This is a genomic window from Variovorax sp. GW821-FHT09D04 (assembly GCF_059416405.1).
Window position 1 is genome coordinate 325896 of sequence record NZ_JBWKPA010000006.1, and the last position, 17082, is coordinate 342977.

The window sequence follows — 17082 nt, forward strand, 5'->3', positions numbered from 1 at the left end:
GCAGCATAAAAAGCGCATACCTTTTCAACAATTGCTATTTTTTTGAGCTACCTTTGCATTCCTTGCAAACCTCACACTCCCCCATGCCCAGCCGCCGCCTGCAGGAAACCTCGCTGCGCTACTTCCTCGAAGTGGCCCGCACGGGCTCGCTCACCGAGGCGGCCGCGCGGCTGAACGTCAGCATCTCGGCCATCAGCCGCCAGGTGGCCGCGCTCGAAACGCTGGTGGGCGCGCCGCTGTTCGAGCGCCGCCCGCGCGGCATGGTGCCCAGCGCCGCGGGCGAGCTGCTGGCGGCGCACGCGCTGCGCGGCGCACTGGAGGCCGAGCGCGTGCTGTCGGACATCCAGGCGCTGCAGGGGCCGCTGAGCGGGCGGGTGCGCATCGCCTGTTCTTCGGGCTTCGCCAACGAGTTCCTGCCGCGCACCATCGCGGCGTTCCGCGCACAGTACCCGGGCGTGCGCTTCCGGCTCGATGCCACCGGCCCGACGCAGGTGAGCGACGCCGTGCTGCTTGGCGAAGCGGACATCGGCCTGACCTACAGCCGCGCGGCGGTGCGCGGCATCCGGGTCGAGCACCGCCAGGCGGCGTCAGTGTTCGCGATCATGCGGCCTGACCATGCGCTGGCGAAGTCGCGCAGCGTGACGCTGGCGCAGATGCATCCCTTTCCCCTCGCGCTGGGCAGCCCCGAGAACACGGTGCGCCAGCTGTTCGACGTGGGCTGCAGCAACCGCGGCCTCGTGTTCGAGCCCGTGCTGGTGAGCAACCGTTTCGAGGCGCTCGCCAACTTCGTGCTGCAGGGCGGCGGCCTGGCCATCACGGGCGAGATCACGGTGCGCGACCGCGTGCAGCGCGGCGAACTGGTGGCGGCCGAGATCCGCGAGCCCGGCATGCGCGGGCGTTCGGTCGAGCTGCAGACGCTGGCCGATCGCACGCTGCCCGAGGTGGTGCGCACCTTTCTGGCCTACCTGCGCGAGCAGTTGCCGGCGGCCGGCGGCACGCCCAGGCCACGCACGCGCAAGGCCGCCTGAGTTCAGCCGCGCGCGGGCCCGGACCCCGGGAAGCTGATCACCCGGCGCTGCGTCGCGCCCGAGGGGCGCAGCAGCCCGCGCCGCGTGGCCTCGTGCACGGCCTGCGTACGCGAATGGACCGACAGCTTGCGGTAGATGCTCTTGATCTGGCTGGCGACCGTGCTGTCGGAGCGGTGCAGCGCCTCGGCCACGCGCCGGTTGCTCCAGCCCTGGGCCACGAGTTCCAGCACCTTGAGTTCACGCGGCGAGAGCAGGCCCTCGTCGCCGGTTTCTTCGTGCGTCCGGTCGAGCCCGTGCGCCGCCAGGGCCGCCTCCTCGATGTCGCACAGGATCTGCCGCGCCGTGCGCGCGGCCGCCCACACGTCGCCGCGCTCGACCGCCGTCATCAGCTGGGCCAGTTCCAGCTGGTTGGCCTGGGCAAAGAGCCGCGCCGCGGCGTTGGCGGCCACCGCGGGGCTCAAGGGCGGTGCGTCGTCCAGTTCCGAAATGGCACGCAGCTCGGCGCTTCCTTTGGACATGTCAATGCTCGCTCGGTCGATCAACGCTGGGGGAAAAAGTAAACCCGGCGTCCCTGTGCCACGAAATGCAATGCAAGGACGCCTCTCGCGAGCCTGAGGTCGCTTTGTAAACAGCCTTGACCTTCCGTCTCAGTTCTTGGGAGAATTTCGCGAAATCTGTGATTTTTTAACGCTTAGTTAGTACTATTTGGCGGGCATGGCCCCCCCAGCCCCTTGGCGCCGCTCCGACCTCGCCCTATGACGCACAGCGCCGCCACGGCCCCCGAACGCCCCCTCTGCCCCCCGGGCGTGGCGCACAGCCATTTCGACGTGCACGCGGAGCCGCCCGACCGGCAGTTCCTGGCCTGGCGCGCGCGCGTCGGCCATGTGATGGACGCCCTGCCCTCGCGCGACGCGCTCGAGCGCCCCTTCCACGCCGCGATCGACCGCTACGACGTGGGCGGCCTGGTCTTCACCGAATGCCGCTCCGACACGCTGGTGCTGGAGCGCTCGCTGGCCCGCGTGTCGACCGACAGCGTGCGCGACTTCGTGTTCCATGTGTTCGAGGAAGGCGGCGTGGACGACCTGCGGGTGCGGGCCACCCCGGGTGCACGCCGCAAGGACGAACCGCCGCCCGCCCCCGCCGGCACGCCCACCATCCTCGCGCTGGACATGAACCAGCCGGTGCGCATGCGGCGCCACGACTGCCGGGTCCACACCTTCTTCGTGCCCGGCGCGCTGGTGCAGGAGAGCTTCCCCGACCCCGAGGCCCTGCACGGGCGCACGCTGGCCTGCACCACGCCGCTGGCGCGGCTGGCGGCGGGGCACGCGATCTCGCTGGCGCGCCACATCGGCGGCATGACGCCGGCGGCGGCGCAGAGCGCGGTGCGCACGGGCGCGCAGCTGGTGGTGTCGGCCTTCGGCAAGCAGGCCGGCTTCGACGGCAACGCGCGCGCGGCGGCACGCGCCGCCATGTTCGACCGGGTGCGCCGCCACGTGCAGACGCACCTGCACCGCGCCGACCTCACGCCCGAGAGCGTGCTGGCCGCGCTGCAGCTGCCGCGCCCCACGCTGTACCGCATGTTCCAGCACGAGGGCGGGCTGGGCAGCTACATCCGCAGCCTGCGGCTGCGCCAGGCGGCGAGCGACCTGGCGCGCTACCCGCATGTGATGGTGACCGACATCGCCTACGGCGCCGGCTTTCGCAGCGCCTCGGACTTCAGCCGCGCCTTTCGCCGCGCCTACGGCATCGCGCCGCAGGACTTCCGCGTGCAGGCGCTCGAGCGACGGCCCTAGGCCGTGGCACCGAAGCCCGTGTCGAACGTGCCCTTCACGTCGAGCGGCTGCTTGATGAGCCCCACCTGCCGGTAGAAATCGGCCGTGCCCTGCTGGTCGGCGATGACCTGCGCGTCGATGGCCACCCACTGCTGCTGGCGGCGCTCGAACTGCAGCTTCGCCGCCTCGGGCGGAATGCCGATGATGCGTGCCAGCGTGGCCGAGAACGCATCGACGTTGCGGTACGACCAGCGCTGCGCCTTCACCACGCGCTGCAGAAAGTCCTGCAGCACTGGCCGCTTGGCGGCGATGGCGGCGTCGGTCGCGGCGAGGTAGCTCAGCCCCGGCAGCAGGCCGCGCCCGCTGACCAGCACGCGCGCATGGCGGCTGATTTCGGCCAGCGCGGTGTAGGGCTCCCAGGTGGCCCAGGCATCGACCGAGCCCTGCGTGAGCGCGAGCTTGGCGTCGGCCGGCGCGAGGAAGCGCAGGTTCACGTCCTCGGGCTTCAGGCCCGCCGCCGTGATCGCCTTGAGCGTGACGTAGTGGCCGATGGAGCCGCGGTTGGTGGCGATGCTCTTGCCCTTGAGCTCGGCCGCGCTCTTGAGCGACGAATCGGGCCGCACCAGCACCGCCGTGCCGTAGGCGTCCGAGCGGTTCGCGCCGATGGCCTTGACGCGCGTGCCGGCCGCGAGCGCGAAGATCAGCGGCGCATCGCCGATCGGGCCCGAATCGACCGCGCCCGCGTTGAGCGCCTCGGCCAGCGGCGCGGCGGCCGGGAACTCCGACCACTGGATGTCGTAGCCCAGCCCTTCGAGCCCGCCCGCCGCTTCGAGCAACGCGCGCAGCCCGCCCTTCTGGTCGCCGGCCTTGAGCACCGGGCGGCCCTGCGCGCGGACGAAGGCGGGCAAGGTGGCGGTCGTGGCCGCAGCAAGGCCGCCGGCAAGCAGCTGGCGGCGCGATCGGTCGAGGTGTGAAGTCATGGGTTCGTTCTCCGTGGAAGCAGTGAAAAAAGAAATCAGTGGATGAAGCCGCCCTTGACGAAGCGCACCGGCTCGGCGTCCATGCGGGCGATGAGCGCGCCCAGGCCATCGGGTGGCAGCACGGCGCCTTTCGCCGAGACGGCCGGCGGGCTGTCGCTGCGACACAGCAGGTCGTCGTCGGACCAGCCGGCCTGTCCCGGCTGGCCGCGCACGCGCAGCCAGCCGTCGCGGTCGGCGATCAGCTGCATGCCCGCGAGCTGCTCGGTGCCCGCGATGAGCGCCAGCGCCTCCCACGCGGCCGGTGAATCGGCCACGCAATCGGCGGTGACGCCCGCCGCCTTCGCCCCGGGCGGCAGCAGCTGCACCGTCACCAGGCGCGGGTCTTCGCTGGGCGCGACCGCGCCCGCCACGACGCGCACGCGCTGCCCGCGCCACTGCGCGAGCGACTTGGGCGCCTGCGCGCCGCAGCGCACCGCCATGTCGGGCAGGCCGACGGGCTGCGGCCAGTGGCCCTGCGCGCGCAGGCTCTGGCCCGCGCCCTGCGCCTTCATGTAGTCGATGAGCGCCCAGGCATCGGCCGCGTCGAGCGGGCCGCCGAAGCCGGGCATGGCGGCGGTGCCGTGAAGCACGCGCCAGAGCAGGTCGCCATCGGCGCGGCGCCACAGCAGCGGGCCCGTGAGATTCGGCGGCCACACGGCCAGCGAGGCGGCCAGCGGCCCTTCGCCCTTGCCGTCGGTACCGTGGCAGCTCACGCAGTGCTGCGCGTAGAGCACGCGGCCTTGCGCGATCGACGCGGCCGTGAAGCCGGTCGGCGACGCGTGGAAGCTCGCCGGCGTCGCAGGCACGAGCACGACGTTCGCGTGGGGCCAGGGCGCCGCGATCAGCAGCATCGGCACCAGCGCGAGCAGGTACCAGCGCGGGCGCCGCCAGAGCAACGCGATCAACAGCAGCAGCACCGCCACGCCGACGCACACCAGCGTCCACGCGAGGCTGCGTGCCTGCCCCAGGTCGATCAGCAGGTTCTCGCCCGACAGCCGGTGCGTCCACGGCCAGGCCGGCTGGCCGTTCACCTTTTGCACGAGGCCGAGCGCATCGAGCACGCGCAGCAGCTGCAGTTGGGCGCCCTGGAGCAGGTCGATCAGGAAATTGAGCCAGTCGGCTTCCGGCAGAGCGTTCATATCTGTTCAAGGGGCCGCCGCGCACGGCCGCCCGAAGCGGCCGGCCCGCCCCCGGTAGGGGGTTGGCGAAGCGACACGAAGTGCGCGCAGCCTGGGGGCGAGCTACATCTACCAGGTGGCGTCGAGCCCCAGGTGGCGCAGCGCTTCGTGACGGAGTTCTGCCAAACGCGCGTGGCCGCGATGCCGCGGGTACGGCAGGTCGACCACCAGCTCCGCCGCGATGCGCGCCGGCCGGTCGCTCAGCACGATCACGCGGTTGGCGAGGAACAGCGCCTCTTCCACGTCGTGCGTCACCAACAGCGCCGAGAAGCCCGCGCGCTGCCACAGGTTGACCAGCTCGCTCTGCATCGCGATGCGCGTGAGCGAATCGAGCTTGCCCAGCGGCTCGTCGAGCACCAGCAGCTGCGGGTCGTTGACCAGCGCACGCGCCAGCGCCACGCGCTGCGCCATGCCGCCCGAGAGCTGGTGCGGAAAGGCCTTGGCGAAGTCGGTGAGGCCGACGAGCTTCAGCGCCTCGTCGACGCGCCCGCGTTGCGCCTTGAGCACGCCGCGCGCCTGCAGGCCGAGCGCCACGTTGTCCCACACGCTGCGCCATGGGTAGAGCGTCGGGTCCTGGAAGACGACGATGCGCGACGGGTCGGGCCGCGTGATGGGTGCGCCGTCCTGCGTGATGCGCCCGGCGGTGGCGGGCTCCAGCCCGGCCACGAGGCGCAGCAGCGTCGACTTGCCGCAGCCGCTCGGCCCGAGCAGCGCGACGAACTCGCCGGGCTTCACCGTGAGGTCGATGTCGTCGAGCACCTGCAGCGGCCCGGCCGGCACGTCGAACCAGTGGCTCACGCCCTGGATGTCGATCTGCGCGCCGGCCTGGCGCACACCCGCTTCGGCTTGCGCGGTGGCTACCATTTGACGGTCCCCTTCTGCCACGACAGCACGCGGTCGCGCACCTTGAACAGCAGCGTGATCAGGCCCGAGCACAGCAGCGCCATCACGATCAGCGCGGCGTACATGTTCGAGTACGACGCCCAGCCCTGCGCCCACGACAGGTAGAAGCCCAGCCCGGCCTTCACGCCCATCATCTCGGCCGTCACCAGCACCGAGAACGCAGCACCCAGCCCCATGAACAGGCCCACGAACACCTGCGGCAGCGCGGCGGGAATGGCCACGCGCAGCACCAGGAAGCGCTCGCTCGCACCCATGGTGCGCGCCACGTCGTAGTAGTTGCGGTTGACGCCCGCCACGCCCGACCACGTCAGCACCGCCACCGGAAAGCCCGTGGCCAGCGCAATGAGGAACACGGCCGCCGCATAGCTCGACGGAAAGAAGAAGAACGCCAGCGGCAGCAGCGCCGAGGCCGGCACCGGCCCCACGAAGCGCAGCACCGGATGCACCCAGTAGCCCGCGATGCGCGACCAGCCGATGGTCACGCCCGTGAGAAAGCCCGCCAGCGCGCCCAGCACGAAGCCGTGGGCGAGCAGCCGCGCCGAATGCGCCAGGCTTTCGCCGAGGCGGCGCCAGTCGTCGATGTAGGTCTCGATGAGGCTCTGCGGCGGCGCGAAGAACGGCGTGGGCAGCAGCGCGAGCTTGGCCGTCGCGATCTCCCAGATCGCGAACAGCACCGGCAGCGCGACCAGCCATGGCCCGGCCGGGCGCAGCGTGCGCGCCACGCGGCCCGCACGCGTGCCGAGCAGCGCCACGAGCAGCAGCGCCGCACCGATGGCGATGGCGGCAATGCCGAACTCCTCGGTGTAGGCCCAGTCGCTGAAGCCCACCGCCTTGTTGGGCCAATAGACGGTGAGCAGGCCCAGCGCGATCCAGCCCGCGCTCGCGAGCGCGCCGGTGCGCCAGAAGCCTTCCGCGGGGCGCGCGAACACGGCGGCCGGCGCGGCCTTCTCGATGCCAGGGCGGCGCCAGTGCCCCGGCGCTTGCGGTGGTGCCTCGAGCACCCGGTCGATGACGGCGCTCATGCCAGCGGATCGAAAGACACGTGCTCCGCGAAGCGCACCGGGTCGGTGGTCTTCTTGAGCACGCCGACGCCGCGGAAGTCGCGCGCGTAGAACTCCACCTCGTCGCGCAGCTTGCGGCCCAGCGGGTGGTGGTTGTGCGTGAGCGTGCCCAGCAGCGCGCGCAGGTCTTCGACCGGCACCTTGGGCGAGTACTTGGCGAAGAGCTTGGCCGACTCGTTCGGGTTCTCGGCCACGTAGTCGGAGGCTTGCGCGATGGCGCGCACCAGCGAGGCGACGGTGGCCTTGTCCTTGCGCACCAGCTCGCCGCGCGCGCCGACGATGCAGCAGACCTTGTCCTTGTACTCGCCCGAGAGGTTGCTCGCGAGCTCGACGAAGGTGCCCTGGTTGCGCTTCTCGATCAGGTACACGTTCGGGTCGCCGTCGGCAATGGCGTGGATCTCGCCCTTCTTCACCGCGATGTCGAGCAGGTCGGCCGGGTACTGGCGCCAGGTGACGTCGCGGTCGGCGTCGATGCCGTTCTTGGCCAGCAGGATCGAGAAGAAGTTCTTGCCCGGGCTCGCGATGTCCGACACGCCGATGATCTTGCCCTTGAGGCTGGCCAGGCTGGTGGCGCCCGCGTCCTTGGCGCCCACCAGGCGCACGCAGCCGCCGTGCGAGCTGCCGACGATCTTCACGTCGAAGCCCGATTCGAGCGGCTTGAGCCAGCGGTGGATCATGCCCACGGCCGCGTCGGCCTTGGCGGTGGCGAGCGACTCGAGCAGCTGGTCGGTCGAGCCCGTGTAGTTGATGAGGTCCACCTGCAGGCCGTTGCGCTCGAAATAGCCGCGCTCCTGCGCCACCACCACGGGCGAGAGGCAGAAGGCCGCAGCGTTCCAGGCGAAGGTGAGCTTGCGCGCCTGCTGCGAGAAGGCCTGCGAGGCAATGAGGCCGCCCGAGGCGACCACGGCGGCGGCGGCGCCGGTGCGCAGCACGCTGCGGCGGGAAAGGGATGCGTTCATCGGGGAAAGGCTCCGGGGGTTCGTCGTCATCGTCAAAGCAGGAGTTCGGGTTCGGCCTCGACCAGGCCTTCGTACAGGCTGTCGAAGGAATGGATCGCGCCTTCGGGCCCGCCGATCTGGCCGTGCGTGTGGCGCGCGGTGGCCTCGTCGATCGGCTGCGGCGTGCCGGCGGCTTCGGCCAGCAGCTGCGTGTGGCAGGCGTTGTCCAGCGCGATGTACCACCACGCGGCGGCCTCCACGGTGGGGCCGGCCGTCAGGATGCCGTGGTTCTTGAGAATCGCGCCTTTCTTGTCGCCCAGCGCGCGGGCGATGCGATCGCCCTCGCTGGTGTCGACCACCATGCCGGTGAAGTCGTCGAACAGCGCCACGTCGTCGTGGAACACGCAGGCATCCTGCGTGAGCGTGTCGAGCTGGCGGCCCAGCGTGGACCAGGCCTTGCCGTAGGTCGAGTGCGTGTGGGCGGCGGCCACGATGTTCGGGTTGTGCTCGTGGATCGCGGCGTGAATGGCGAAGGCGGCCTTGTTGAGCGGCCGGTCGCCGACGACCGTTTCACCCTTCGAATTGACCAGCAGCAGGTCGGACACCTTGATGCGCGAGAAGTGCACGCCCAGCGGGTTGACCCAGAAGTGATCGGTCAGCTCGGGGTCGCGCGCCGTGATGTGGCCGGCCAGGCCCTGCGCAAAGCCGAAGCGCGCGAACAGGCGGAAGGCGCCCGCCAGGCGCTCCTGCCGGTGGCGGCGCTCGGCCTGCACGGTGGGGCGCGGAGGGATGGGGTCGAACCAGTGTTTCTGCTGCGGGTTGGCGTGCAGCTTCAGCGGCTGGGCCGCGTGGCGGTCGATGGACAGGACGGCGCTCATGGCTCAGGCCGCCTTGCGCTGCGACTGCAGGCGCTGCGCGACGAGTTCGCGCGTGCGCGGAATCAGCGCGCGGCCGTAGTCGGTCGCGTCTTCGAGCGGATCGAAGCCGCGGATCAGGAAGGTCGTCACGCCCAGGTCGTAGTAATCGAGCAGCGCATCGGCCACCTGCTCGGGCGTGCCGACCAGCGCGGTGCTGTTGGAGCGCCCGCCGATCTCCTGCGCGACCGCGGTCCACAGCCGCTTGTCCAGGCGCGAGCCCTTCTCGGCCGCAGCCAGCAGGCGCTTGGCGCCTTCGCTTTGCTGCGGGCCACCGCGGTTGTAGCCCTGCACCACGCGCAGGCGTTTCGTCTCGGCCAGGATGTTCTCGGCGCGCGCCCATGCGGCCTCTTCGGTGTCCGCCAGGATCGGGCGGAACGATACCGAGAAGCGCACGCTGCGCCCGTGCCTGGCGGCCTCGGCGCGCACGCGCGTCGTGAGCTCGCGCGCCTGGTCGAGCGATTCGCCCCACAGCGCGTACACGTCGGCGTACTTGCCCGCGACCGGAATCGCCGCCTCCGACGCGCCGCCGAAGTACACGGGCACGTGCGGCTTGCCGTGGCGCGTCTGCACCGGCTTCACTTCGGAGAACGCGTTCTGGAAGCGGTAGTGCGCGCCTTCGTGGTCAAAGGGCTTCTCGGCCGTCCACACCTTGTGCAGCACCTCGAGGTATTCGTCGGTGCGGGCGTAGCGCTGGTCGTGGTCGAGCCAGTCGCCGTCGCGCTTCTGCTCCTCGTCGGAGCCGCCCGAGATGTAGTGCACGCCGAGCCGCCCGCCGCTGAACTGGTCGAGCGACGCGAACTGCCGCGCCGCGAGCGTGGGCGCCACGAAGCCCGGGCGGTGCGCGAGCATGAAGTGGATGCGCTCGGTCACCGAGGCCGCGTAGGCCACGGTGAGCGTGGCGTCGGGGCTGGTGGAATGGTGCGGCACCAGCACGCGGTCGAAGCCGGCGTTCTCGTGTGCCTGCGCGAAGGCGCGCACGTAGTCGCGGTCGATGGCCGGGCCCTTGGCGGCGTGGATCTCCGAGACCTTCTGGCCCTGGATCATGCCGATGAATTCAACGTCGTTCTGGCTCATGGTGTCCTCGTGGATGCGGATGGAATGAAGGGGTCAGGCGGCGGGCAGCCGCAGCAGGTTTTCGAAGCGGCGGTCCCACAGCGGCTTCACATCGGCCGGGCCGTCGAGCACGCCGATCTTCTGGAAGGTGTCGGCCACGTCCTGGTGGCTGCGCACCACGGCGTCGGTGACGGGGCCCAGGCTGTAGTCGCCGCTGCGGCCGTTGAACAGCTCGACCAGGTCGCCCACGGGCACGCGCGTCTCGGCCGACTGCGCGCGGGCGTAGGCCAGGAAGTTGCCGTTGATCCAGGCGAACGCGCGCTGCAGGCGCTGCAGCAGGTCGCCCAGTGCCGCGCGGCGCAGCGTGTCGTCGAGCGCGCGCGGGTTGGCATAAATGGGGAAGTTGCCCGATAGATAACCCACGCCGGTCTTGAGCGTGCGCGCGCCGTACTGGGTGCGCGCGAGCTGGCCGTTGTAGCCGTAGATGGCCCAGGCATCGAGGTCGCCGCGCGCGAAGGCCGAGAGCCCGTCGGCCGGCGTGAGGCTCACGGGCTGGATGTCGGCAAACGACAGGCCCGCCTCGGCCAGCTGCTTGGCCAGGTAGTAGTGCGAGGTGGTGGCGCGCACGTAGCCCACGCGCTTGCCCTTGAGGTCGGCAATGCTGCGGATGGCCGAGTCCTTGCGCGCCAGCGTGGCCTGGTTGTTGAGGTCTTCGTGCGTCACGGCCACGAGCCGCACGCTCGACTTCTGCCGCGCCGCGAACACCGGCGGGATCTCGCTGCCCGATCCCAGGTCGAGCGCGTCGCCGTTGATGGCCTCGATGTGCAGCACGCCGTTGTTGAGCTCGCGCCAGTCGATCTTGTACGGCGTGTCGGCCTGGCCCGAGGCCGTGAGCAGCGGGCGCCACAGGCCCTTGTAGGTGCCCACGCGCAGCGTCACGCCCGACAGGTCGCGCGAGGGCGCGGCGGCCTGCGCCACGCCCGACGCCGCCACGCCCCATGCGGCGGCGGCCTGCAGCAGGCGACGTCGGTCCAGCGGGAAATCGGGTGTCATGCCTTGTGTTCTTTCTTCTTCACTCACTCACGAGGAGAAGCGAGACCGTACCGAGACGGGCCTCGAAAACGAACGCAGAAAAACGAATTTGGATATGCGCGATGCATCCTTCGCGCGCTGGCAGTGGGCCTTTACCGTGCGGGCACCATGAGTGCACTCCCCTTGCGCCGCGCGCCGGCCGTTCCCGACACAGACACCCCGCCCTCCGTCGATCCCGCCGTGCTGGCCCGCCTGTCGGCGCAGTTCGCGGCCACGGCGGAAGACCACGACCGCAGCGGCGCCTTTCCGCGCCAGAACTTCGAGGCGTTGCAGGCGCACGGCCTGATCGGCCTTGTCGCACCTGCCGCGTACGGCGGCGGCGGTGCCACGCTGGCCACAGCGCGCCGCGTGATCGCGGCGGTGGCGCGCGGCGAGCCCGCCACCGCGCTGATCCTCACCATGACCTACCTGCAGCACCAGGCGCTCGCACGCCGCGAGAGCCGCTGGCCCGCGCACCTGCGCGAGCGCGTGGCACGCGACGCGGTGGCGCACGGCGCGCTCATCAACGCGCTGCGCGTGGAGCCCGCGCTGGGGTCGCCGGCGCGCGGCGGCCTGCCCGGCACCGTGGCGCGGCGCACGCCCGAGGGCTGGCGCATCGACGGCCACAAGCTCTACACGACCGGCATCGAGGGCCTGTCGTGGCTCGCGGTCTGGGCGCGCACCGACGAGGCCGCGCCGCGCACCGGCGTGTTCCTGGTGCCTCGCGATGCGCCCGGCATCCGCGTGATCGCGAGCTGGGACCACCTGGGCCTGCGCGCCTCGGGCAGCCACGAGGTGGTGTTCGAGGACGTCGCCATTGCCGCCGACCACGCCGTCGACCTGCGCGCGCCCGCCGACTGGGCGCCCGGCGCCGGCAGCCAAACCGACATCGACGCCCATGCGGCGCAGCAGGCCTGGATGGTCGTGCTGCTGGGCAGCCTCTACGACGCCGTGGCGCGCGCCGCGCGCGACTGGCTGGTCGACTTTTTGAACCGGCGCGCGCCCGGCAGCCTGGGCGCGCCGCTGGCCAGCCTGCCGCGCGTGCAGGAGCAGGTGGGCGAGATCGAGGCGCTGCTGCGCACCAACCGCGTGCTGCTCGACGACGCAGCCACTGCGGTCGACAGCGGCCATACGCCGCCCGCCGCCGACAGCGGCCTGCTCAAGCACACCGTGACCACGCATGCCATCCGCGTGGTCGAGCTGGCGCTCCAGCTGAGCGGCAACCACGGCCTCTCGCGCCAGAACCCGCTCGAACGCCATTACCGCGACGTGCTGTGCAGCCGCATCCACACGCCGCAGAACGACGCGATCCTGGTCGCGGCGGGCCAGCGGGCGCTGCAGGCCTTCGGAGGTGCGGCATGAGCGCGCTGCCAATTTCTCGCCGCACCTGGCTCGCGCAAGGCGCCGCGCTGTCGCTGGCCGTGGCCGGCCCGCTGCGCGCGGTGGCGCAACCCCAGGCCACGCTGGTGCTCGGCGACCAGGCCGGCGGCCTGCGCTCGCTGTTCGAGGCCTCCAAGGCCCTCGACGACGCGCCCTTTGCCTACCGCTGGGCCAACTTCCAGGGCGCCGCGCCGCTGTTCGAAGCGCAGCGCAGCGCCGCGGTCGACACCGCGATGGCCGGCGACCTGCCGGTGCTCGCGGCGGCCGTCGGCAAGACGCCGCTGAAGATCGTCGCCACGCGCGTCGGCAAGGCCGAGTCGCTGGGCATCGTGGTGCAGCCCGACTCGCCGCTGCGCCGCGTGGCCGACCTGCGCGGCCAGACGGTGGTCGTCTCGTCGGCGCGCGGCAGCATCTCGCAGTACCAGCTCTACGGCGCGCTCGAAGAGGCCGGCGTGCGGCGCGACGAGGTCACGGTGAAGTTCGTGCTGCCCACCGACGCCGCCGCCGCATTCGCGTCGAAGCAGATCGACGCCTGGGCCATCTTCGACCCCTACTACGCCATCGCGCTGCAGCAGGGCGGGCGCATCCTTCGCGACGGGCGCGGCATCAACACGGCGCTGGGCTTCATCACCGCGAGCGAGCATTCGCTGGCCGATGCGGCCAAGCGCGCGGCCATCGTGCAGTTCCTCGAGCGGCTCGCCCGCGCGGGCGACTGGGCGCTGGCCAACCCCGAGGCCTACGCGCAGGCCTACAGCCAGCTCACGCGGCTGCCGATCGCCTCGGCGCGGCGCATCACGGCGCGCGCCTCGGTGGCGGGGCGGCCCGTGAGCGAGGCCGACATCGCCGCGCTGCAAACTGTGGCCGACCGCTCGGCGCGTGACGGTATCCTTCCCACACGCGTGGATGTGCGCGCGATCACCGACACCCAACTCTGGAAACGCCCCGCATGATTGCTCCGCTGCGCGATTTCGTCGGCGCCTTCGGCCGGCTGCTCGACAGCCAGCCCGACGAGCCGCGCATCCTGTCCGAAGGCGGCGCGCTGCTGCGAACGCTGGTGGCGCGCGACGACTGGCTGCCCGACGCCTTCGCCGTGGCCGACCCGACCTACTACCAGCAGTTTTTGCTGCACGCCGACAGCACCGAGCGCTTCTCGGTCGTGAGCTTCGTCTGGGGTCCGGGCCAGGCCACGCCGATCCACGACCACACGGTGTGGGGCCTGATCGGCATGCTGCGCGGCGCCGAGTACAGCCAGCCCTACGCGCTCGACGCCGACGGCACCGCACAGCCCCGGGGCGAGCCGGTGCGGCTCGACGCGGGCCATGTCGAGGCCGTGTCGCCCACCGTGGGCGACCTGCACCGCGTGCACAACGCGCACGCCGACCGCGTGTCGATCAGCATCCACGTGTACGGCGCCAACATCGGTGCCGTGCGCCGCCACACCTATCCGGCCGAAGGCGGGCGCAAGCCCTTCGTCTCCGGCTACTCCAACACGCTGCTGCCCAACCTGTGGGACCGCTCCGCCGAACTCCGAAACACTGCCGCATGACGACGACCACGACCGCTTCCTTCCCCCTGCTGCCCTTCGCCGCGCTGCGCGAACGCCTGATCGCGCGCGAGGAGACCGCGCTGCTCGACCTGCGCGAGGAAGACCCGTTCGCGCAGGAGCACCCGCTGTGGGCCGCCAACCTGCCGCTGTCGCGCATCGAGATCGAAGCGTGGCGGCGCATTCCGCGGCGCGACACCTTCATCGTGCTGTACGGCGCGCACGACGGTGTCGATCTCGCGCCGCTCGCGGCACGCACCTTCGCCGCACTCGGCTACACCAACGTGCATCTGCTCGACGGCGGCCTCGAAGGCTGGCGCGCGGCGGGCGGCGAGCTGTTCCGCGACGTCAACGTGCCGAGCAAGTCCTTCGGCGAGCTGGTCGAGCACGAGCGGCACACGCCGTCGCTGTCGGCGCCCGAGGTGAAGGCGCTCATCGACAGCCGCGCCGACGTGGTCGTGCTCGACGCGCGTCGCTTCGACGAATACCAGACCATGAGCATCCCCTCGGCCACCAGCGTGCCCGGCGCGGAGCTGGTGCTGCGCGTGCGCGAGCTCGCGCCCGACCCGGCCACGCGCGTGATCGTGAACTGCGCGGGCCGCACACGCAGCATCATCGGCACGCAGTCGCTCGTGAACGCGGGCATCCCGAATCCGGTCGCGGCGCTGCGCAACGGCACCATCGGGTGGAAGCTCGCGGGCCAGGTGCTCGACCACGGCGCGGGCCGGCAGGCACCGGCCGCGGTGTCGGACGCGAACCGCGCGCAGGCACAGGCCGACGCGCGCCGCGTGGCCGATGCCGCGGGCGTGCACCGCATCGCCCTCGACGCGCTCGGCACACTCGAGGCCCCGAACCGCACCGTGTATCGCTTCGACGTGCGCACGCCCGAGGAATACACCGCCGGCCACCTGCCCGGCTTCGCGAGCGCGCCCGGCGGGCAGCTGGTGCAGGAAACCGACCACCAGGTGCCGGTGCGCGGCGCCCGCATCGTGCTGGCCGACGACGACGGCGTGCGCGCGTCGATGAGCGCCTCATGGCTCGCGCAGATGGGCTGGGAGGTGTACGTGCCCGATGCGGTGCCGCCAGCCGCCGCGCACAGCGAAACCGGCACGCCGACGGCGGCCCACCCGCCCGTCGCGACCACGGTCGCCGAGATCGCGCCGCAAGCCTTGGCCGAGTTACTGAAGCAGCAGCCCGCCACCGCCGTGATCGACGTGACCACGAGCGCCAACTACGTGAAGCGCCACATTCCCGGCGCCTGGTACGCGATCCGCGCGCAACTGGCGCTGGCGCTCGACACCAAAGCCATCCCGTCCGCGCCGCGCTACGTGCTCACCTGCGGCAGCAGCCTGCTCGCGCGCTACGCCGCTGCGGACCTGCGCGCCCTGCTCGACGCACGCGGCCAGCGCGACGTGGAGGTGCAGGTGCTCACGGGCGGCAACACCGCCTGGTTCGCCGCCGGGTTGCCGGCCGAGACCGGCGAGACCCGCCTGGCCACCGCCCGCACCGACCGCTACCGCCGGCCCTACGAAGGCACCGACGCGCCCGCAGAAGCCATGCAGGCCTACCTGGACTGGGAGTTCGGGCTGGTGGAGCAGCTGGGGCGCGACGGCACGCATCACTTCCGCGTGGCCTGAGCGCGCAGAGCGCAGACGAAAAAAAGCCGGGCATGCCCGGCTTTTTTGCTTTCGCTGTCGCGCAGCCCCGGCTCAACCCGGCTCGGCCGCCTTGAACAGCGCCGCGACCTTGCGCTTGCTCTTGATGTTGCTCGAGATGCCGCGTGCGGGTGCGGCCTTGGCCGACGCTTCCCAGGCCGGGGCGGCTTCGCGCTCGCCGGACTCGTAGGGCTTGTCGAAGAACGGATCGCGCGGCGCGGACGGTGCGCGGTGCGGGCGGCCGCCACCGCTCATGCTGCGGCGGGTGTCGGCTTCGCGGCGTTCGCGCGGCTGGTCGAGCACGTCGCGTGCGTCGCCGGCTTCGCCTTCTTCGCGCCAGTGGCGGCGTCCGTCGTTGATGCGGCCGCGCGGGCGGTCTTCTTCGAACTCGACGGGCTCGAGCTCGATCTTCTTCTTGATCAGCTTCTCGATGTCGGCCACCAGGCGCGCATCGTTGCCGCCGCTGGCGAAGCTCACGGCCAGGCCGGAGGCGCCGGCACGGCCCGTGCGGCCGATGCGGTGCACGTAGTCTTCGGCGTTGAACGGGATGTCGAAGTTGAAGACGGCGGGCACGTCCTTGATGTCGAGGCCGCGGGCCGCGACGTCGGTGCACACCAGCAGGTCGACTTCGCCGGCCTTGAACGAGGCGAGCGCCTTCAGGCGTTCGTCCTGGCTCTTGTCGCCGTGCAGTGCGGTGGTACGCAGACCGTCGCGCTCCAGCGAGCGTGCGAGGCGCGCGCAGCCGAGCTTGCTGTTGACGAACACGAAGGCCTGCGTAATGCCGCGCTGCTTGACGATCTGCTTGAGCGCACGGCGCTTGTCGTCGTCAGAGACGCTGTAGAAGTGCTGTTCGACGGTGGAGGCCGTTTCGTTCGGCCGCGCCACTTCGATGGTGACCGGGTTCTGCAGGTAGCTGCTGGCCAGTCGCTTGATCTCGGGCGAGAAGGTGGCCGAGAACAGCAGCGTGGTGCGCTGCTTGGGCAGGTAGCTCAGGATGCGCTGCAGGTCGGGCAGGAAGCCGATGTCGAGCATGCGGTCGGCCTCGTCGAGCACGACGTATTCGACCTGGTTGAGCACCGCGTTCTTGGCTTCGATGTGGTCGAGCAGACGGCCCGGCGTGGCCACGAGCACTTCGACGCCCTTCTTCAGCTCCAGCGTCTGGGGCTTCATGTCGATGCCGCCGAACACGACCGTGCTGCGCAGGTTGGTGTACTTGGCGTACAGCTTGACCTGTTGCGCGACCTGGTCGGCCAGCTCGCGCGTGGGCAGCAGCACCAGCGCACGCACCGGATGCCGCGCGGGCGAGGTGGAGGCGTTTTCGTGCTTGAGCATGCGCTGCAGCAAGGGCAGCGAGAACGCCGCCGTCTTGCCGGTGCCGGTCTGCGCGGCGCCCATCACGTCCTGGCCTGAAAGCACGACCGGAATGGCCTGTGCCTGGATGGGCGTCATGGTCTCGTAGCCCATTTCGGCCACGGCGCGGGCCAGCGGTTCTGCCAGCGAAAGATTGGAGAAGGACATTGTCATTGAGCCCTCTATTGTCGCATTGCCGCAAAAAACGGCAGTG

Annotated in this window: 16 protein-coding genes; 6 read left to right on the forward strand and 10 right to left on the reverse strand. The window is 71.2% G+C overall.

The features are described 5' to 3' along the window. The first annotated feature begins 83 nt into the window (after positions 1–83). Positions 84–1028: a LysR family transcriptional regulator gene (locus tag AC07O4_RS20420; RefSeq protein WP_495305481.1), complete on the forward strand. Its 945-nt coding sequence runs from the start codon at positions 84–86 to the stop codon at positions 1026–1028. A 2-nt stretch (positions 1029–1030) separates the two neighbouring features. Here the strand turns inward: AC07O4_RS20420 and AC07O4_RS20425 are convergent, their stop codons facing one another. After that, a complete protein-coding gene (locus AC07O4_RS20425) occupies positions 1031–1546 on the reverse strand; it encodes a response regulator transcription factor (RefSeq protein ID WP_495305482.1) in 516 nt (171 codons plus the stop codon). Positions 1547–1783: 237 nt separating this feature from the next. Between AC07O4_RS20425 and AC07O4_RS20430 the strand changes: the two genes are divergently transcribed. Next, the gene (locus AC07O4_RS20430; protein WP_495305483.1) at positions 1784–2821 is read left to right on the forward strand and encodes an AraC family transcriptional regulator; all 1038 of its coding nucleotides are present in this window, start codon (positions 1784–1786) and stop codon (positions 2819–2821) included. Here the strand turns inward: AC07O4_RS20430 and AC07O4_RS20435 are convergent. The 8 genes from AC07O4_RS20435 to AC07O4_RS20470 all read right to left on the reverse strand — a co-directional run bounded on the left by AC07O4_RS20435 (position 2818) and on the right by AC07O4_RS20470 (position 10922). After that, the gene (locus AC07O4_RS20435) at positions 2818–3780 is read right to left on the reverse strand and encodes an ABC transporter substrate-binding protein (protein ID WP_495305484.1); all 963 of its coding nucleotides are present in this window, start codon (positions 3778–3780) and stop codon (positions 2818–2820) included. The two genes, AC07O4_RS20430 and AC07O4_RS20435, sit on opposite strands and share 4 nt — an antisense overlap. Before the next feature lie 35 nt (positions 3781–3815). Next, positions 3816–4958 (reverse strand): c-type cytochrome, encoded by a 1143-nt coding sequence (locus AC07O4_RS20440; RefSeq protein WP_495305485.1) that lies wholly within the window; start codon positions 4956–4958, stop codon positions 3816–3818. Between the two features lie 108 nt (positions 4959–5066). Continuing rightward, entirely contained in the window at positions 5067–5861 is a 795-nt protein-coding gene (locus AC07O4_RS20445; protein WP_493194204.1) for an ABC transporter ATP-binding protein, read from the reverse strand. Further along, positions 5855–6922, reverse strand: a complete 1068-nt coding sequence (locus AC07O4_RS20450) for an ABC transporter permease (protein WP_495305486.1) — start codon at positions 6920–6922, stop codon at positions 5855–5857. Before AC07O4_RS20450 ends, AC07O4_RS20445 begins: the two co-directional genes overlap by 7 nt. Then, positions 6919–7920, reverse strand: a complete 1002-nt coding sequence (locus AC07O4_RS20455; RefSeq protein WP_062482528.1) for an ABC transporter substrate-binding protein — start codon at positions 7918–7920, stop codon at positions 6919–6921. The genes AC07O4_RS20450 and AC07O4_RS20455 overlap by 4 nt, the downstream gene beginning before the upstream one ends. Positions 7921–7952: 32 nt before the next feature. Further along, on the reverse strand, positions 7953–8777 hold the full coding sequence (locus AC07O4_RS20460; protein WP_495305487.1) for a class II aldolase/adducin family protein: 825 nt from the start codon (positions 8775–8777) through the stop codon (positions 7953–7955). A gap of 3 nt (positions 8778–8780) precedes the next feature. Beyond that, the gene (locus AC07O4_RS20465) at positions 8781–9890 is read right to left on the reverse strand and encodes an LLM class flavin-dependent oxidoreductase (protein ID WP_095744221.1); all 1110 of its coding nucleotides are present in this window, start codon (positions 9888–9890) and stop codon (positions 8781–8783) included. A gap of 33 nt (positions 9891–9923) precedes the next feature. Continuing rightward, positions 9924–10922 (reverse strand): ABC transporter substrate-binding protein, encoded by a 999-nt coding sequence (locus AC07O4_RS20470; protein WP_062482537.1) that lies wholly within the window; start codon positions 10920–10922, stop codon positions 9924–9926. A 147-nt stretch (positions 10923–11069) separates the two neighbouring features. Between AC07O4_RS20470 and AC07O4_RS20475 the strand changes: the two genes are divergently transcribed. From AC07O4_RS20475 to AC07O4_RS20490, 4 genes are read left to right on the forward strand one after another with little or no spacing between them, the layout of a single operon-like run. Then, positions 11070–12302: an acyl-CoA dehydrogenase family protein gene (locus AC07O4_RS20475; protein WP_495305488.1), complete on the forward strand. Its 1233-nt coding sequence runs from the start codon at positions 11070–11072 to the stop codon at positions 12300–12302. Next, positions 12299–13270 carry an ABC transporter substrate-binding protein gene (locus tag AC07O4_RS20480; RefSeq protein ID WP_495305489.1) on the forward strand — a complete coding sequence of 324 codons (972 nt, stop codon included), beginning with the start codon at positions 12299–12301 and terminating at the stop codon, positions 13268–13270. The genes AC07O4_RS20475 and AC07O4_RS20480 overlap by 4 nt, the downstream gene beginning before the upstream one ends. Further along, a complete protein-coding gene (locus AC07O4_RS20485) occupies positions 13267–13866 on the forward strand; it encodes a cysteine dioxygenase family protein (RefSeq protein ID WP_495305490.1) in 600 nt (199 codons plus the stop codon). The genes AC07O4_RS20480 and AC07O4_RS20485 overlap by 4 nt, the downstream gene beginning before the upstream one ends. Beyond that, positions 13863–15500: a rhodanese-related sulfurtransferase gene (locus AC07O4_RS20490; RefSeq protein WP_495305491.1), complete on the forward strand. Its 1638-nt coding sequence runs from the start codon at positions 13863–13865 to the stop codon at positions 15498–15500. Before AC07O4_RS20485 ends, AC07O4_RS20490 begins: the two co-directional genes overlap by 4 nt. Positions 15501–15572: 72 nt before the next feature. Here the strand turns inward: AC07O4_RS20490 and AC07O4_RS20495 are convergent, their stop codons facing one another. Continuing rightward, complete coding sequence (locus AC07O4_RS20495; protein ID WP_062477554.1) at positions 15573–17042, reverse strand: DEAD/DEAH box helicase; 1470 nt, start codon at positions 17040–17042, stop codon at positions 15573–15575. Between the last annotated feature and the right edge of the window lie 40 nt (positions 17043–17082).

Excerpts from the sequence above, each read along its gene's own strand:
- AC07O4_RS20455 (WP_062482528.1), bottom strand. The coding sequence starts at position 7,920 with ATGAACGCATCCCTTTCCCGCCGCAGCGTGCTGCGCACCGGCGCCGCC.
- AC07O4_RS20465 (WP_095744221.1), bottom strand. The coding sequence starts at position 9,890 with ATGAGCCAGAACGACGTTGAATTCATCGGCATGATCCAGGGCCAGAAG.
- AC07O4_RS20435 (WP_495305484.1), bottom strand. The coding sequence starts at position 3,780 with ATGACTTCACACCTCGACCGATCGCGCCGCCAGCTGCTTGCCGGCGGC.
- AC07O4_RS20480 (WP_495305489.1), top strand. The coding sequence starts at position 12,299 with ATGAGCGCGCTGCCAATTTCTCGCCGCACCTGGCTCGCGCAAGGCGCC.
- AC07O4_RS20470 (WP_062482537.1), bottom strand. The coding sequence starts at position 10,922 with ATGACACCCGATTTCCCGCTGGACCGACGTCGCCTGCTGCAGGCCGCC.
- AC07O4_RS20440 (WP_495305485.1), bottom strand. The coding sequence starts at position 4,958 with ATGAACGCTCTGCCGGAAGCCGACTGGCTCAATTTCCTGATCGACCTG.
- AC07O4_RS20485 (WP_495305490.1), top strand. The coding sequence starts at position 13,267 with ATGATTGCTCCGCTGCGCGATTTCGTCGGCGCCTTCGGCCGGCTGCTC.
- AC07O4_RS20420 (WP_495305481.1), top strand. The coding sequence starts at position 84 with ATGCCCAGCCGCCGCCTGCAGGAAACCTCGCTGCGCTACTTCCTCGAA.
- AC07O4_RS20460 (WP_495305487.1), bottom strand. The coding sequence starts at position 8,777 with ATGAGCGCCGTCCTGTCCATCGACCGCCACGCGGCCCAGCCGCTGAAG.
- AC07O4_RS20495 (WP_062477554.1), bottom strand. The coding sequence starts at position 17,042 with ATGACAATGTCCTTCTCCAATCTTTCGCTGGCAGAACCGCTGGCCCGC.
- AC07O4_RS20490 (WP_495305491.1), top strand. The coding sequence starts at position 13,863 with ATGACGACGACCACGACCGCTTCCTTCCCCCTGCTGCCCTTCGCCGCG.
- AC07O4_RS20425 (WP_495305482.1), bottom strand. The coding sequence starts at position 1,546 with ATGTCCAAAGGAAGCGCCGAGCTGCGTGCCATTTCGGAACTGGACGAC.
- AC07O4_RS20450 (WP_495305486.1), bottom strand. The coding sequence starts at position 6,922 with ATGAGCGCCGTCATCGACCGGGTGCTCGAGGCACCACCGCAAGCGCCG.
- AC07O4_RS20445 (WP_493194204.1), bottom strand. The coding sequence starts at position 5,861 with ATGGTAGCCACCGCGCAAGCCGAAGCGGGTGTGCGCCAGGCCGGCGCG.
- AC07O4_RS20475 (WP_495305488.1), top strand. The coding sequence starts at position 11,070 with ATGAGTGCACTCCCCTTGCGCCGCGCGCCGGCCGTTCCCGACACAGAC.
- AC07O4_RS20430 (WP_495305483.1), top strand. The coding sequence starts at position 1,784 with ATGACGCACAGCGCCGCCACGGCCCCCGAACGCCCCCTCTGCCCCCCG.